This window comes from Cellulomonas sp. B6 (assembly GCF_001462455.1).
Classification (GTDB): domain Bacteria; phylum Actinomycetota; class Actinomycetes; order Actinomycetales; family Cellulomonadaceae; genus Cellulomonas.
On record NZ_LNTD01000061.1, the window covers coordinates 42,042 to 56,668 of the forward strand.

The 14,627-nt window shown below is 75.5% G+C and carries 16 protein-coding genes; 15 read left to right on the top strand and 1 reads right to left on the bottom strand.

What is annotated here, in order from left to right; all coding sequences use genetic code 11:
- Positions 1–2: 2 nt before the first annotated feature.
- Positions 3–500 carry a flagellar protein FlgN gene (locus ATM99_RS04720; RefSeq protein ID WP_062101771.1) on the bottom strand — a complete coding sequence of 166 codons (498 nt, stop codon included), beginning with the start codon at positions 498–500 and terminating at the stop codon, positions 3–5.
- Positions 501–833: 333 nt separating this feature from the next.
- Between ATM99_RS04720 and ATM99_RS04725 the strand changes: the two genes are divergently transcribed.
- From ATM99_RS04725 to ATM99_RS04795, 15 genes are all read left to right on the top strand, one after another.
- On the top strand, positions 834–1,733 hold the full coding sequence (locus ATM99_RS04725) for a sigma-70 family RNA polymerase sigma factor (protein ID WP_223304803.1): 900 nt from the start codon (positions 834–836) through the stop codon (positions 1,731–1,733).
- A gap of 77 nt (positions 1,734–1,810) precedes the next feature.
- A complete protein-coding gene (locus ATM99_RS04730; protein WP_062101772.1) occupies positions 1,811–3,364 on the top strand; it encodes a glycosyltransferase family 2 protein in 1,554 nt (517 codons plus the stop codon).
- A 120-nt stretch (positions 3,365–3,484) separates the two neighbouring features.
- Positions 3,485–4,678 carry a flagellin gene (locus ATM99_RS04735; RefSeq protein WP_062101773.1) on the top strand — a complete coding sequence of 398 codons (1,194 nt, stop codon included), beginning with the start codon at positions 3,485–3,487 and terminating at the stop codon, positions 4,676–4,678.
- A gap of 134 nt (positions 4,679–4,812) precedes the next feature.
- Positions 4,813–6,189 carry a flagellar filament capping protein FliD gene (gene fliD / locus ATM99_RS04740; protein WP_062101774.1) on the top strand — a complete coding sequence of 459 codons (1,377 nt, stop codon included), beginning with the start codon at positions 4,813–4,815 and terminating at the stop codon, positions 6,187–6,189.
- 13 nt (positions 6,190–6,202) lie between these two features.
- Complete coding sequence (gene fliS / locus ATM99_RS04745; RefSeq protein WP_062101775.1) at positions 6,203–6,625, top strand: flagellar export chaperone FliS; 423 nt, start codon at positions 6,203–6,205, stop codon at positions 6,623–6,625.
- A gap of 7 nt (positions 6,626–6,632) precedes the next feature.
- Positions 6,633–6,989 (top strand): hypothetical protein, encoded by a 357-nt coding sequence (locus ATM99_RS04750; protein WP_062101776.1) that lies wholly within the window; start codon positions 6,633–6,635, stop codon positions 6,987–6,989.
- Between the two features lie 182 nt (positions 6,990–7,171).
- A complete protein-coding gene (locus tag ATM99_RS04755; protein WP_062101807.1) occupies positions 7,172–7,513 on the top strand; it encodes a flagellar basal body protein in 342 nt (113 codons plus the stop codon).
- On the top strand, positions 7,513–7,911 hold the full coding sequence (gene flgC / locus ATM99_RS04760; RefSeq protein ID WP_062101777.1) for a flagellar basal body rod protein FlgC: 399 nt from the start codon (positions 7,513–7,515) through the stop codon (positions 7,909–7,911). The genes ATM99_RS04755 and flgC overlap by 1 nt, the downstream gene beginning before the upstream one ends.
- Entirely contained in the window at positions 7,911–8,231 is a 321-nt protein-coding gene (gene fliE / locus ATM99_RS04765; RefSeq protein WP_062101778.1) for a flagellar hook-basal body complex protein FliE, read from the top strand. Before flgC ends, fliE begins: the two co-directional genes overlap by 1 nt.
- The gene (gene fliF / locus ATM99_RS04770; protein WP_062101779.1) at positions 8,231–9,832 is read left to right on the top strand and encodes a flagellar basal-body MS-ring/collar protein FliF; all 1,602 of its coding nucleotides are present in this window, start codon (positions 8,231–8,233) and stop codon (positions 9,830–9,832) included. Before fliE ends, fliF begins: the two co-directional genes overlap by 1 nt.
- Entirely contained in the window at positions 9,829–10,827 is a 999-nt protein-coding gene (gene fliG, locus ATM99_RS04775; RefSeq protein ID WP_062101780.1) for a flagellar motor switch protein FliG, read from the top strand. The genes fliF and fliG overlap by 4 nt, the downstream gene beginning before the upstream one ends.
- Entirely contained in the window at positions 10,820–11,506 is a 687-nt protein-coding gene (locus tag ATM99_RS04780; protein ID WP_062101781.1) for a FliH/SctL family protein, read from the top strand. Before fliG ends, ATM99_RS04780 begins: the two co-directional genes overlap by 8 nt.
- Complete coding sequence (locus ATM99_RS04785) at positions 11,503–12,834, top strand: FliI/YscN family ATPase (RefSeq protein WP_062101782.1); 1,332 nt, start codon at positions 11,503–11,505, stop codon at positions 12,832–12,834. The genes ATM99_RS04780 and ATM99_RS04785 overlap by 4 nt, the downstream gene beginning before the upstream one ends.
- Positions 12,831–13,268 carry a flagellar export protein FliJ gene (locus ATM99_RS04790; RefSeq protein ID WP_062101783.1) on the top strand — a complete coding sequence of 146 codons (438 nt, stop codon included), beginning with the start codon at positions 12,831–12,833 and terminating at the stop codon, positions 13,266–13,268. The genes ATM99_RS04785 and ATM99_RS04790 overlap by 4 nt, the downstream gene beginning before the upstream one ends.
- The gene (locus ATM99_RS04795) at positions 13,265–14,620 is read left to right on the top strand and encodes a flagellar hook-length control protein FliK (protein WP_062101784.1); all 1,356 of its coding nucleotides are present in this window, start codon (positions 13,265–13,267) and stop codon (positions 14,618–14,620) included. The genes ATM99_RS04790 and ATM99_RS04795 overlap by 4 nt, the downstream gene beginning before the upstream one ends.
- Positions 14,621–14,627 lie beyond the last annotated feature (7 nt).

Sequence of the window (14,627 nt, forward strand, 5' to 3'; positions counted from 1 at the left end):
TCCTAGATCGACCGGTCGACGAGGCGGGCGTGGGGGGTCTCGACGGTGGCGCGCTGGCCCTGGCCGTCGTAGGTCTGCACCGTGTCGTGCAGCGACATCAGGGTCTCCTGCGCGGCGCGGTGCGAGACCGCGAGCAGCTCACGGTTGCCGTCGGCGAGCGCGGAGATCTCGGCGGTGAGCGAGGCGAACGCGTCGCGGTGCGTGCGCAGCAGGTCGTCCCAGGGGGAGGGCGCGTGCGCGGCCAGCTCCGCGAGGCCGGCGCCGGGGTCGAGCCCCAGCAGCCGCGCGACGGCGTCGGCCTCGGTCGCGCGCCCGAGCTCGGCGGTGCGGATCTCGTCGAGGACGGCTTCGACCTCGCGCGTCGCGTGGCCGAGCCAGCGCGTGCGGCCCGAGCTGAGCACGAGCTGCTCCTCCTCGAGCTTGAACAGCAGGAGCTCGAGCAGGTGCCGCTCCCGCCAGAGGACCTCCGACAGCTGCTCGAGGGTGGCTCGCTGATCCACCGTCCACCTCTTCCGTCGCCTCTGGTCGCCGCACCGGCCTGTCGACGCTACCCATCGGACGACCGTCGCGGGATCTGACGGTTTCGTACGGACCGCGGAGCACACCTGCCTCGGGCAACCGGGCGTCCGTGACCTGCCGCGGGCGTCGCGCCTGATCGGAAGCGCTTGCGCGGAACCGGAGGGGACCGACGCGTGAAACCGATGTGATCTACATCACACCCGTGGCTGGGTGTACGTGGGTTCGGACCGATTCGTGGGCCCGGGTCGCACACGTAGGTCCCAATGAGGCCATTTCTGCCCTCGCGACGTGGACGCGCACCCACGCTCAACCTCGTGCCGGTGCCGACCGAGGTCGTCGGTGTGAACGTGAACAGCACCCCCGTGGACGTCACGGACCTCGTGGTCGAGCACCTGCCGATCGTGGGCTACAACGTGTCCGAGATCCTCCACCGCGTGCCCCCGACGGTCAGCCGCGACGAGCTCGCGTCGGCCGGGGCGCTCGCGCTGGTGCTCGCCGCCCGCGCCTACGACCCGTCGACCAACGTGCCGTTCGCGCGGTACGCGACGCTGCGCATCAAGGGAGCGCTCCTCGACGAGCTGCGCTCGATGGACTGGGCCAGTCGCGGCGCCCGCCGTCGCTCGCGCGAGCTCGAGGCGGCCACCGACCGGCTGCGCGGCGTGCTGGGCCGCACCCCGACGCGCACCGAGCTCGCCGAGACCCTCGGCGTCGCCGTCACGGCGGTCGACGAGGCGCGCGCCGACGCCGAGCGTCGCGTGCTGTCGCTCGACGTCCCCGGAACGCCCGTCGCCGAGACGCTGCGCGACGCGCAGCAGACGCCCGAGGAGCACCTCCTCGCCGGAGAGCGCGTGCACTGGCTGCGTGCCGCCGTCACCGAGCTGCCCGAGCGGCTGCGCGTCGTGATCGCCGGCCTCTACCTCGAGGACCGCAGCATCGCCGAGCTCGCCGAGGACCTGGGCGTCACGCAGTCGCGCATCAGCCAGCTGCGCACCGAGGCCCTCGGCCTGCTGCGCGACGGCCTCAACACCGCGTTCGACCCCGACCTCGTCGCGGCGCCCTCGCGTCCCGACGGCGTGGCCGAGCGCCGCCGCCAGGCGTACTACGCGTCGGTCGCGGCGCGCGCCGCGCTGTCCTCGACCGCCGGAGCCACGCTCGACGTCGTGCCGACGCCGCGGTCCGGCGCGCACGACGGCGTGCTGCGCACCATCGCCTGACGCGTCCCCCGAACGGCTCAGCGCAGGACCGCGCCCGCCGATGGGTGGGTGCCGTCACGTCACCCGCCGGAGGACGCATGTCCCGCACCGCCACCACCGTCTCCGCCGTCCTCATCGTCAAGGACGAGGAGGCGGTCCTCGAGGAGTGCCTCGCGTCCGTCGCGTGGGCCGACGAGGTCGTCGTCTACGACACGGGGTCGACCGACGGCACCCTCGAGATCGCCCGTCGCCTGGCCACGACCGTCGTCGAGGGCCACTGGGACGACGACTTCGGCGCCGCGCGCAACCGGGCCCTCGCGCACGCGACGAGCGAGTGGGTCCTGACCGTCGACGCCGACGAGACCTTCGACGGCGACGCGGGCGCGCTGCGCGACGAGCTCGCACGGGGCACGGCCGGCGTCCGCACGGTCATGCTGGTCGACGCCGCCCTGGTCGCAGGACGCGAGTCCGGGAGCACGCTCGTCGCGCGGCTTCTCCGTCGTGACCAGCACCGCTACGAGGGTGCGCTGCACGAGCAGCCGGCACGGCTCGACGGCCGACCGCTCGACATGAGCCACCTCCCCGGGGTCTTCCTCGTCCACAGCGGCTACCGCCCCGAGGTCGTCGACGCGAAGGGCAAGGGTGCGCGCAACCTGCGCATCGCCCGGGCCGCGCTGGACGCCGCGCTCGCCGCCGGGGCCCCCGCACCGTCGCTCGCGCGGCGGCAGGCCGACCTGGCTCGCTCGCTCATGCTGGACGGGCGGCTCGTCGAGGCGCTCGCCGCGGCCGAGGAGGCGCACGCGACCGGCGCGCTCCTGCCGGGCGAGAGCGCCCAGCTGGCCCGGGCGATGGCCGACGCCGCCGCGACGCTCGGCGACGACGACGCACGGGAGCGCTGGTACGACGCCTGGGCCGAGGCGTCCGGCACGACCGCGTGGGCGGACGCGGCACGTGCGCGCGACCTCGCGACGGCCGACGACCCCGCCGGTGCGCTCGCGGCCCTGCAGCGCGTGCCGACGACCGCCGTCGACGTGCTCGGCCTGCGGTTCGACAAGTACGCGCACACCGCGACGTGGGCCTGGGCGCTCGTCCGGCTCGGTCGCCGTCGCGAGGCGCTGCAGGTCGTCGTCGACGCCGCGACGCGCGGTCACGTCGCGCTGTCACCCGTCGGGCTGCTCGACCTGTTCGACCGCGCCCAGGTGCTCAGGGTCCTGACGGCCGTGCGGCCCGCCGAGTGGCCCGCGTACGTGCACGCGTGCGTGCAGCGGATCGTCGCCTCCGAGGACGGCGCCCCGCGCGAGCGCGCCTTCCTGCTGCTCATGAACGAGGCCCGGCCCGACGACGTGCGCACCGCCGTCGCGGCGAGGCACGTCGCGCGCCGACTCTCGCTCGAGGAGGCCGCGACCTGGGCCGCGTCGGTGCGGACGCACGGCCTGGCCGAGGTCTGCCCGCTCGTCGCGATCGCGGCCGACCCCGCGTGCGACCCCCGGCAACGCTCTCTCGCGGGCGCGCTCGCGTGGGACGTCTACCGGGACCCGCGGGGACGGGACGGGCTCGCGGCCGCCCTCGGCCTGGTCGCGCCCGAGCACGAGGCCGAGCTCCTCGACCAGCTCGACGTGCTCGCCCCCGGTCTCGTGGGCCGCGCGGGCTGACGCCCGAGGGTCCGCGAGATTCCTCGACCGGAGTCCTCAGCACCCGGCCCGGGCCTCCGATAGGCGGGACGTGCCCACGGATGGGCTGGCAACGACCCGACTTCAGGAGGAATGAGAACCATGGGTCTCTCGATCAACACGAACGTCGCGGCGCTCAACGCGTACCGCAACCTCGGCACCACCCAGGGCGACCTGTCCAAGTCGCTCGAGAAGCTCTCGTCGGGTCTGCGCATCAACCGTGCGGCCGACGACGCTGCCGGTCTCGCCATCTCCGAGGGCCTGCGCGCCCAGATCGGTGGCACCAAGCAGGCCGTCCGCAACGCCCAGGACGGCATCTCGGTCGTCCAGACCGCCGAGGGTGCGCTCACCGAGACGCACTCGATCCTGCAGCGCATGCGCACGCTCTCCGTGCAGGCGGCGAACGACGGCGGCCTGTCGACCTCCGCGAAGACGAACATCCAGGACGAGATCGGCCAGCTGAAGGACGAGCTGACCCGGATCGCCGACACCACGCAGTTCAACGGGCGCAAGCTGCTCGACGGCTCGTACGACGGCCGCTTCCAGGTCGGCGCCAACACCGGCGAGCGCATCGACGTCAAGATCAGCACCGCCGTGGGCGCTGCCGGCCTGGGCGTCAACGGCGTCGACGTCACGAAGCTCGCGGCGGGCATCGCCGCGGCGGGCGCGACGGCGGCCGGTGCGGCCACGACCGCTGCCGCGGGCACCGCGGGCTCGTTCGAGCTGGCCGGCGACTTCACCAAGTCGGAGACCTTCGACAAGCTCAACGGCACCGTGAACTACGGCGGCAAGAGCATCGACCTGTCGACGGTCCAGTTCGCGGCGGGCTCGACCGCCACGGAGCGTCTGGCCGCCCTCACCGGCGCCATCGCCTCCAAGCTGGGCACCGGCATCGGTGTCGCCCTCGCCGGCGCCACGGGCCTGACCTTCACGGGCACGGCCGCCGCGACGGCCCCGACCCAGGCCGAGGTCGACACCAACAACGCCGCGACGAAGATCAGCTTCACGCAGGCGAGCGGTGCCGACATCGCGATCAAGGACATCGACAAGGCGATCGGCTCGGTCTCCAAGCTCCGCTCGGAGCTCGGTGCCGTGCAGAACCGCTTCGACCACACCATCAACAACCTCAACGTCACGGTCGAGAACCTGTCGGCGTCGGAGAGCCGGATCCGTGACACGGACATGGCGCAGGAGATGGTGCAGTTCACGCGGTCGCAGATCCTCTCGCAGGCGGGCACCGCGATGCTCGCCCAGGCGAAGAACCTGCCGCAGTCGGTGCTCTCGCTCCTGCAGTGAGCCACCCGGTCGCCGTGAGGTGACCACCGGCACGACCCTCGACCGGCGGTGGGTGGACGACCGTCCCCCACCGCCGGTCGGCAGTTCGGCACCAGCACGTCACACGACGGCACGGCACAGCGGAGGACGCGGACATGGCGGCGATCGACGGGCTCGTCAGCGGCATCAAGACGGGCGAGTACATCGAGAGCCTCCTCACGCTCCAGAGCGGCCAGCAGAGCCTGCTGGTGCAGAAGAAGTCGACCGCCTCCGCCCTGGTCACCGCGCTGCAGGCACTCAACACCAAGGTCGCCTCGCTCGCCGAGCACGCGACCAAGGCCGCGAAGCCCGCGTCCTGGAACGCCGTCAAGGCCGCGGTGACGCAGCCGGGCGTGACCGGCACGGTCGGCGCGTCCGCCACCGTCTCCGCCGGCGCACAGCTGGGCACGCTCACGTTCCGGGTCGACGCGGTCGCGCAGTCGCAGGCGTCGCTCGTCGCGCTGCCCACCACGTTCGCGTCCGAGAAGCCGTCGTTCACGATCACCCGCGGCGGCGAGACCGTCACGGTGACCGCCGACTCCACCTCGGTGCCCGACATCGTCGAGGCGTTCAACGGCTCCGGGACCGGCGTGCGCGCCACCGCCGTGAAGGTCGACAAGCTGGACGTCGACGGCAACCCCACCGGCGAGTCCACCTACCGCCTGCAGGTCACCGGCACCGAGACGGGCGCCGGCAACGCGTTCACGATCGGGCACGACGGCACCCCCCTCGCGCTCGACACGGTCCGCGAGGCCCGCGACGCCGCGATCACGCTCTTCCCCGGCACGGCCGGCGCGCAGCGCCTCACCTCCGCCACCAACACGATCGCCGGCGTCCTGACCGGCGTGGACCTCACGGTCACCGCCGAGACGGCCACCGACGCGAAGCCGCTGACGCTGGACCTCACGCGCGACGACTCGGCCACCAAGGCGCTCGCCTCGGGCCTCGTCGCGAACCTCAACGTGGTGCTGACCGAGATCGCGTCGCGCACCAAGTCGACGACCACGACGTCGTCGGACGGCCGGACGGTCGTCTCCGGCGGCCTGTTCTCGGGCGACTCCGGCGTGCGGATGCTGCAGCAGAACATGCTCGCCCTGGGGTCGATGCCGGTCGACGGGGTCTCGCCGTCCGACATCGGCATGGTCATCAACAAGGACGGCAGCTTCACGTTCGACGACGCCGCCTACACCGCGGCCGCCGCGAAGGACCCCGACAAGGTCGCCGCGGTCGTCCAGGGCGTGGCCGCCCGCCTCGCCGAGAGCGCGAAGGTCGCGTCCGACGCCAAGGAGGGCACGCTCACCACCGCGATCACCGGGCACCAGGACGCGGTCAAGGACCTCACCGAGCGCATCTCCGCGTGGGACGAGCGCCTCGCCGCCCGCCGCGTGGGGCTCGAGCGCATGTACGCGACCCTCGAGACCACGCTGTCCCGCATGAACTCGCAGGCGAGCTACCTGTCGAGCTACCTCGCCAACGACCAGAAGAAGAGCTGACTCCGGAGGGACCATGTTCGACGCACGGAGCCGGTACGTCGCCGCCGCGGTGCAGACCGCGAGCCCCGCCCGGCTGCTCACCATGCTCGCCGACCGCCTCGTGCTCGACGTCGAGCGCGGCGCGCACGCGCTCGCCGAGGGGCGCCGCGCCGACGCGACGCAGCACCTCGCGCACGCGCAGGACATCGTCACGGAGCTGGCCGCGAGCCTCGACGTCGACGCCTGGGAGGGCGGCGAGCAGCTGCTCGCGATCTACACGTGGCTCATGACCGAGCTGCTGGCCGCCTCGACGAGCGGCGACGCCGCCCGCGTGGACGGCTGCCGCGGCATCGTCGGCGAGCTCGCCCGCACGTGGCACGAGGCGTCGGACTCCGTCGCCGCGACCGCCGCCCCGGCCGCGGCGCCGGCGCCCAGCGGCCTGCTCGGCGTCGGATGAGCCGGCCGTGAGCACCGTCGCGCCGCCGGCACCGGCCGCGGACCGGACCGCCTTCCAGGAGACGTGGGAGCGGGCCCTGGCGGACCTCGAGCTCGAGGTCGAGCACGCCGAGGAGCTGCTGCGCGTCGCGCACCTGCCCACGCCGCACGAGGTCGCCGAGCGTGCCGCGTGGCGTCCGCCCGTGGGCCTCGGGCCCCTGCCCGCCCCGCTGCTCGACCGCGCACGCACGCTGCACGCGCGGCAGCTCGACGTCGCGCGTCGCCTCGCCGAGCAGGCCGCCGTCTCGCGGCGCCACCTCGCCGCCACCGCCGCGCTGCGCGCGCGTCCCGCAGCGACGCCCGTGTACCTCGACCTCGAGGGCTGAGCGCACCGGGGTCGGCGCTCGCCCCGGCTCGGCCGGACGGGTGACGTCGCAGGTCGTCGCGCACGACTCCTCACGGCCCGGGGGCGTCGGCCGATGGGGCGGGTGAGCACGGATCGCTCGCGCAGCAGGCCACGGATCGGCCGACCACGTACCACGCCGTCGGTGAGGTGGCCCGCATGGGCATGTTCGACTCCGTGAGCGTCCGCGCGCTCGACAGCGCGCTCGACGCGCTCGCGATGCGTCAGCGCGTCAGCGCCGACAACGTCGCCAACCTGCAGACCCCCGGGTACCGCGCGCAGCGTGTCCAGTTCGAGGACGAGCTCGCGAGCGCGGTCCGGCGCGGCGACGGCGCCGCGACGGCGACGGTCGGCCGCTCGCTCGAGCCCACGCGCCTCGACGGCAACAACGTCAACCTCGACACCGAGACGCTCCTGCAGATCGACACCAACCTGCGCTACCAGCTCGCGACGCAGGCGATGTCGGGGACGTTCTCGTCGATCCGCACCGCGATGAGGACCAGCTGATGACCATCTTCGGGGCCATCGGCGTGGCCGGGACCGGCATGACCGTGACGCGCAAGTGGATGGACGCGGTCGGCGACAACATCGCCAACGCGAACACCGTCACCGCGACCAGCGAGGAGGCGTTCCGCACGCGGTACGTCGTCGCGCGGGAGATGACCGGCGGCGACGGGGGCGTGCAGGTCGCGGGCATCGAGCTCGGCAGCGCCGAGGGACGGCTCGTGCACGACCCGACCCACCCGCTCGCGGACGAGAACGGCTACGTGCGGCACCCCGACGTGGACATGTCGTCGCAGATGACGCAGCTGATCATGGCGCAGCGCGGCTACCAGGCGAACGCGGCCGTGGTCTCGCGCGCGACCGAGGCCTACCAGGCCGCCCTGCAGATCGGACGCAGCTGATGAGCGCCTTCGCGGTCGCCCCCGTCGCGGGCGTCACCTCCACGCTGCCGCCCACGGGTCTCGGTGCGGTCGGCGCCCCTGGCGTCGTGCCGGCCACCGACGGCTCGGCGTTCGCCGGCGTGCTGGGTTCGATCGAGCAGGTCCAGGAGCTGCAGTCCACGTCGCAGGACCTCGCGGTCCGCGCCGTCACCGGTGACCTCGACGACGTGCACGACTACACGATCGCCGCGGCCCGCTCGTCGCTCGCGCTCGAGCTCACCGCGGCCGTCCGCAACAAGGCCGTCGAGGCCTTCACCGAGATCATGAGGATGCAGGTCTGATGCCCGCTCAGGTGCAGGACGCGTGGGGCCGGGTCACGGCCGCGGTCCGTCAGCTCTCGCTCGCGCAGCGCACGTTCGCGGTCATCGCGGTCGCGGCACTCGTGCTGGGTGCCGTCGCGCTGAGCAGCTGGATGTCGAAGCCGACGCTGGTGCCGCTGTTCTCGGGCCTGTCGGGCGCCGACGCGAGCGCCGTGGTCGACCAGCTCACGTCCGCGGGCGTGCCGTACCAGCTGTCCGACGGCGGGGGCACCGTGCTGGTGCCCGCCTCCGCGGTCTACGAGCAGCGCGTCAAGCTCGCCGCCGCGGGCCTGCCCGCGAACGCCGACGGCGCCGGCTACTCGCTGCTCGACAAGATGCCGATGACGGCGTCGGAGTTCCAGCAGGAGAAGACGTACCGCCGCGCGCTCGAGGGCGAGCTGTCGCGCACGGTCGGCGCGATCGAGGGCGTCGAGGCCGCGACCGTGCGTCTCGCGATCCCCGAGGAGACGGTGTTCGTCGCGGCGAAGACCGACCCGACGGCCTCGGTGTTCGTCCGCACGCGCCCCGGCCGCGAGCTGTCGGCCGACCAGGTGCAGGCCGTCACGCACCTGGTGTCGGCGGGCGTCGAGGGCATGAAGCCGCAGGACGTCGCGGTCGTCGACGCCAGCGGGGCCGTGCTGTCGGCCGTCGGCGACACCGCCGCGTCCGGCGGCCTGACCGACTCGCGCGCGGCCGACTACGAGGCGCGCGTCGCCGGCAACGTGCAGGCGATGCTCGACCGGCTGGTCGGTCCGGGCAACGCGACGGTCACGGTCAACGCCGCGCTGGACCTCTCGCAGTCGGAGCGCACGACCGAGGAGTTCACGGCCACGCCCGACACGCCGCCGCTCGTGTCCTCGAAGAAGACCGAGGAGTACACGGGCACCGGCAACGGCGCGACCGGTGTGCTCGGTCCCGACAACGTCGCGGTGCCGGCCGACGGCGCGGGTGGCAACGGCACCTACTCCTCGACCGACGAGAACCTCACCAACGCCGTCAACAAGGCGACCGAGACCACGCGCTCGGCGCCCGGGACGCTGCAGAAGCAGTCGGTGTCGGTGCTGGTCGACCAGGCCGCCGCCGGCGGACTGAACATGGCCGACCTGCAGGCCGCCGTCGCGGCCGCCGCGGGCATCGACACCGAGCGCGGCGACGCGCTGTCGGTGCAGCGCATGGCCTTCGACACGACGACCGCGCAGGCCGCCACCGAGGCGCTCGCGGCGGCCGACGCGCAGGCCGCGGCGCAGGCGCGCAGCGACATGATCCGCGAGATCGCGATCGCCGCCGGGATCGTCCTGCTCGTCGTCGTGGTGCTGGTCGTGCTGGGCCGGCGCTCGCGCCGGGCCCGGCGCGAGGCCCTCGACCTCGGTGAGCTCGACGCCGCCCGCGCCACGGCCGTCGCGCTGCCCCCGATCGAGGGCCCGAGCGAGGACGAGCTGCCGATCCTGCCGCCGCCGCCCGCGCCGGTCGTGCCGGACGGCACCGCCGTGCGGCGCGCCGAGATCGGCGCGCTGGCCGACGAGCAGCCCGAGCAGGTCGCCGAGCTGCTGCGCGGCTGGATGACGAGCGGGGCGCGCCGATGAGCATCACGGGACGCCAGAAGGCCGCGCTGCTGCTGGTGCAGCTCGGCAAGGAGCGCGCCGCGCGCGTCATGTCGAAGCTCGACGTCGCCGAGATGGAGGAGCTGACGGCCGAGATCCTGCGGTTCGAGCGCATCGACCAGTCGCTCGCCGACGAGGTCGTCGACGAGTTCTACGCCGCGGCCGAGATCGGCCCGGGCGTGGGCGGCGGCCTCGGGTTCGCCCAGCAGCTGCTCGAGGCGTCCGTCGGCAAGGAGCAGGCCGCGGGCATGATCGAGCGTCTGCAGGCCTCGCTCGCGGGCCACTCGTTCGACTTCCTGCAGCAGGCCGACGCGCGCCAGGTCGTGTCGCTGCTGGACGGCGAGCACCCGCAGACCATGGCGCTCGTGCTGGCGCACCTGCGCCCCGACCACGCGTCAGCGATCCTGGCCGGCCTGCCCGAGGACCTGCGGGCCGACGTCGCGCACCGCATCGCCCTCATGGAGCGCGCGTCCCCCGACGTCGTCGCCGTGGTCACCGAGTCGCTGCAGCGCAAGGCCTCCGCGGTGCTCGCCCCGCGCGAGCTCGCCGCGGTCGGCGGCGTGCAGCCGCTCGTCGAGATCATCAACCGCGCCGACCCGGCCACGGAGAAGTCGATCCTCGAGGGACTCGCAGCCCGCGACGAGGCGCTCGCCGACCAGGTGCGCGCGCTGATGTTCGTGTTCGGGGACGTCGTGCTCCTGGAGGACCGCGCCGTGCAGCTCGTGCTGCGGCAGGTCGAGACCGGGTCGCTCGCGCAGGCGCTCAAGGGCTCGGGCCCGGACGTGCGGGACAAGATCCTGCGCAACATGTCGGAGCGCGCGCGAGAGAACCTCGTCGAGGAGATCGACCTGCTCGGCCCGATCCGCCTGTCGCAGGTGGAGGAGGCGCGTGCCGAGATCGTCCAGGTCATCCGTGGCCTGGAGGAGAGCGGCCAGATCGTGGTGCGCCGCGAGGGTGAGGACGAGCTCGTTGCCTGACCTCGACTTCGTGCCGCTGCAGCGCACGCCCGTCCCCGTCGCGCGGTTCGCCGCGCGCCGCGGGGCCGCGACGCAGCCCACCGTGACCCCGCCCGCCGCCGGCGAGGCGCGCGCCGTCGCCCTCGCGCGCCTCGACGCACCGACCGCCGACGACGAGGCGGCGCGCGCCGCCGGCTGGGCCGCCGGGTACGCCGCGGGCGCCCGCCGGGCGGCCGTCGACGCCGCCGAGGAGGAGGCCCGGGCGCAGGAGCGCCGCGCGCAGGACGCGCAGCAGCAGGCGGCCGAGCACGCGAGCGCGCTCGCCGCGCTCGACGCCGCGGCACGCGCCCTGCAGGCGCGGACCGCGCCGGTCGTCGCCGACGCGCTCGGCACGCTGCAGGCGGCGGCCCTCGAGATCGCCGTCGCGCTGCTGGGCGTCGAGCTCGGGGACGCGTCGAGCGCCGCGCGTGCCGCGCTCGCGCGCGTGCTGACGGAGCCCGACGTGCCCGCCGACGCCGTCGTGCGGCTGCACCCGCGCGACCTCGCCGCCGTGCCGACGACCGACGGCCTGGGCGTCACGCTCGTCGCCGACCCCGCCCTCGCTCCCGGCGACGCGGTGCTCGAGCACGCCGACGGCCACGTCGACGCCCGCATCGCCGGGGCCGTCGAGCGCGTGCGCGCCGCGCTGGAGGTCTCGTGACCACGGCGCTCGCGCCCGAGCGGGCGGACGGCTGGTCGCGTGCGCTGCGCGCCGCCCGCCCGGTCACGGTCGGCCGCGTGCGCGGCGTCGTGGGCCTGTCGATCGAGACCGCGGGCACGCCCGCGGCCGTCGGTGAGCTCGTGACGATCGGCGAGGGGGACGACGCCGTGACGGCCGAGGTCGTCGCGACCGCGGGCGGCGCGACGCGCTGCATGCCGCTCGCGCCCACGCACGGCCTGCGGGCCGGGCTGCCGGTGCGCGCGCACGGCACCGGGCTGCGGGTTCCGGTCGGGTCGGGCCTGCTGGGCCGCGTGCTCGACGGCCTGGGCCGGCCGATCGACGGCCGCGGCCCGCTCGACGTCGAGGCGATGGTCGAGCTCGACGCGCCCGCGCCGCACCCGCTGGACCGTGCGCGCGTCGACACCCCCATGCCGCTGGGCGTGCGCGTGCTCGACACGCTCGTGACGGCGGGGCGCGGGCAGCGCCTCGGGCTGTTCGCCGGGTCGGGCGTCGGCAAGTCGAGCCTGCTCTCGATGGTCGCGCGCGGCACCGACGCCGAGGTGTCCGTGATCGCGCTCGTCGGCGAGCGCGGGCGCGAGGTGCGCGAGTTCCTCGAGGACGACCTGGGGCCCGAGGGGCTCGCGCGGTCGGTCGTCGTGGTCGCGACGTCCGACCAGCCGCCGCTCGTGCGGCTGCGCTCGGCGTTCGTCGCGACGCGCATCGCCGAGCGCCTGCGCGACGAGGGCCGCCACGCGGTGCTCATGATGGACTCGCTGACCCGCGTCGCGATGGCGCAGCGCGAGATCGGCCTGTCGGTGGGGGAGCCGCCCGCGACGCGCGGCTACCCGCCCAGCACGTTCGCGCTGCTCGCGCGCCTGCTGGAGCGTGCCGGCACGGGTCCCACCGGCTCGGTCACCGGGCTGTACACGGTGCTCGTGGACGGTGACGACCACAACGAGCCGATCGCCGACGCGGCACGCTCGATCCTCGACGGGCACGTCGTGCTGGACCGCGGTCTCGCGGTCGCGGGTCACTTCCCGTCGGTCGACGCGCTCGGGTCGGTCTCGCGCGTCGCCTCGCGCGTCTCGACGCCGCAGCAGCGCGCCGACGCCGCGCGCCTGCGGGCCGTGATGGCGGCGCGCCGGCAGGCGCAGGACCTCATCGACGTCGGCGCCTACGTGGCCGGCTCCAACCCGCTCGTCGACACGGCGGTGACGCACGCGGCCGCGATCGACGCGTTCCTGCGCCAGGGCATGGACGAGTCCGCACCGGCCGACGCCTCGTGGGCCTGGCTGCGCGCGCTCGTGCAGCAGATGGGGGAGGCATGAGCCGGAACTTCCCGCTGGCCGGGCTGCTGCGCGTGCGGGCCATGGCCGAGGACACCGCGGCGGCCGAGCTGGCCTCGGCACGCCGCGAGGAGCGCGTCGCCCGCGACCGGGCCACCCGGACCGCCGAGATGCTGGGCTCGTCGCGCCCGCCGGGCGAGGCCGACATCGCGGCGTGGCAGGCCGCGGTCGCCGCGCGCGTCGCCCTGTCCTCGCTGCTCAGCGAGGACCTCGCCGCCGTGGACCGGGCCGAGCAGCAGGTCGGCCGACGGCAGTCCGAGTGGACCGCCGCCCGCGTGCGGACGCGCGCCGTGGACCGGCTGCGGGAACGGCACGAGGAGGGCGAGCGCGTGCAGGAGGAGCACGCCGAGCAGGTCGCGCTCGACGAGGTCGCCGCCCGCAGCGCCGCACCGACCACCCCTGGGGAGGACGCATGACCCCGACCGCCGTGGCGGCACCCGCCACGTCCCCGCGCCCGGCGGCCCCCGCCGGCCCGCGCCCCGGTGCGGGCGGCGACGCGTTCGCCGACGCGCTGGCCGCGCAGGTCGAGCGCGCCGAGCCCCGCACGTCGCGTCCCGAGCCCCGCACGTCACGTCCCGAGCCGGGCGCGACGCGCCCCGAGCCCCGGACCGCGCGCCCCGAGCAGCCCGAGGCGCGCCGCGAGCCGCGCGCCGACCGTGCGCCCGCCGCCGACCGCGGTGCGCGCCCCGCCGGCCCGGCCCGGTCCGCCGACGGCGGCGACGCCGACGGCACGGGTGCTGCCGCACCCGTGACCGGTGCGGACGGCGCACCGACGCCCGACGGCACCCCCGCCGGCCAGCTCGTGGCCGACGCGGTCCTCGCGCTCGGTGCGCCCGTGGTGCCCGCCGAGCCCGTGGGCGTCGCACCGGTCGTGCCGGTCGTGGACGCCGGGTCCGACGCTCCGGCGGCGGACGACGCGACGCCCGCCGGTGCGACCGCGGGCGTACCGGCGCCCACCCGCCCGGCGGCTCCGCCGCACGCCGCGGCGTCCGTCGCCGCCGGGGCGGGCACCCCCGCGGACGCCGTCCCGGGCGCGTCCGGGACGCCCGCCGCGCCCGCCGACGCCGCGGCCGACGCGCGGCCGGCGGCACCCGTCGCCGGGTCCGCGTCGGTGTCCGCGCCGAGCGCCGCCGCGGCGCCCGTGACCGCGGCGGCCGCCGTCCCGGACGAGGTCGCGGCCGTGCCGGCCGACGCACCCGCCGTGCGGGACACGCCCGCGCCCGTGACGTCCGCCGGACCGTCGGCCGTGGCCGCGCCCGTGCCCGCCGCGGCACCGGCACCGGCACCCGTGCCGGCACCGGTCGCGGCGGCCGTCACGCCCGCGCAGCCCGTGCCGACCGTCCCGCTCGCCGAGCAGCTCGGTGCGCGCCTGCGGTCGGTCGGCGAGCTCGGGGCCGGTCGCCACGTGCTCACGGTGCCGGTCGACCCCGAGCACCTCGGCCCCGTCCGCGTCGTCGCGCACATCACGCACGACGCGGTGCGCCTCGACCTCGTCGGGGCGACCGACGCGCTGCGCGACGCGCTGCGCAGCAGTCTCGCCGACCTGCGTCGCGACCTGCAGGCCGCCGGTCTGCAGGCCGAGCTCGGGCTCGGCGCGCGCGACGAGGCCGGCGGCCGGGCCGGTCAGGACCTCGCGCGCGACGGCGGTGACCCCGGCCGCCCCGGCACGGGCACCGGTGGCCGTCGCGGTCCCGAGGCCGACGCCGCACCGTCCACCCGCCCGACCACCCCCTCGACGCGCCCCGGCGCGCTCGACCTTGTCGTCTGACCCCGGA

Bases quoted from the DNA above. Each gene is read 5' to 3' on its own strand.
- ATM99_RS04730 (WP_062101772.1), top strand. From the start codon at position 1,811: ATGTCCCGCACCGCCACCACCGTCTCCGCCGTCCTCATCGTCAAGGAC.
- ATM99_RS04735 (WP_062101773.1), top strand. From the start codon at position 3,485: ATGGGTCTCTCGATCAACACGAACGTCGCGGCGCTCAACGCGTACCGC.
- fliD (WP_062101774.1), top strand. From the start codon at position 4,813: ATGGCGGCGATCGACGGGCTCGTCAGCGGCATCAAGACGGGCGAGTAC.
- fliS (WP_062101775.1), top strand. From the start codon at position 6,203: ATGTTCGACGCACGGAGCCGGTACGTCGCCGCCGCGGTGCAGACCGCG.
- ATM99_RS04755 (WP_062101807.1), top strand. From the start codon at position 7,172: ATGTTCGACTCCGTGAGCGTCCGCGCGCTCGACAGCGCGCTCGACGCG.
- flgC (WP_062101777.1), top strand. From the start codon at position 7,513: ATGACCATCTTCGGGGCCATCGGCGTGGCCGGGACCGGCATGACCGTG.
- fliE (WP_062101778.1), top strand. From the start codon at position 7,911: ATGAGCGCCTTCGCGGTCGCCCCCGTCGCGGGCGTCACCTCCACGCTG.
- fliF (WP_062101779.1), top strand. From the start codon at position 8,231: ATGCCCGCTCAGGTGCAGGACGCGTGGGGCCGGGTCACGGCCGCGGTC.
- fliG (WP_062101780.1), top strand. From the start codon at position 9,829: ATGAGCATCACGGGACGCCAGAAGGCCGCGCTGCTGCTGGTGCAGCTC.
- ATM99_RS04790 (WP_062101783.1), top strand. From the start codon at position 12,831: ATGAGCCGGAACTTCCCGCTGGCCGGGCTGCTGCGCGTGCGGGCCATG.
- ATM99_RS04795 (WP_062101784.1), top strand. From the start codon at position 13,265: ATGACCCCGACCGCCGTGGCGGCACCCGCCACGTCCCCGCGCCCGGCG.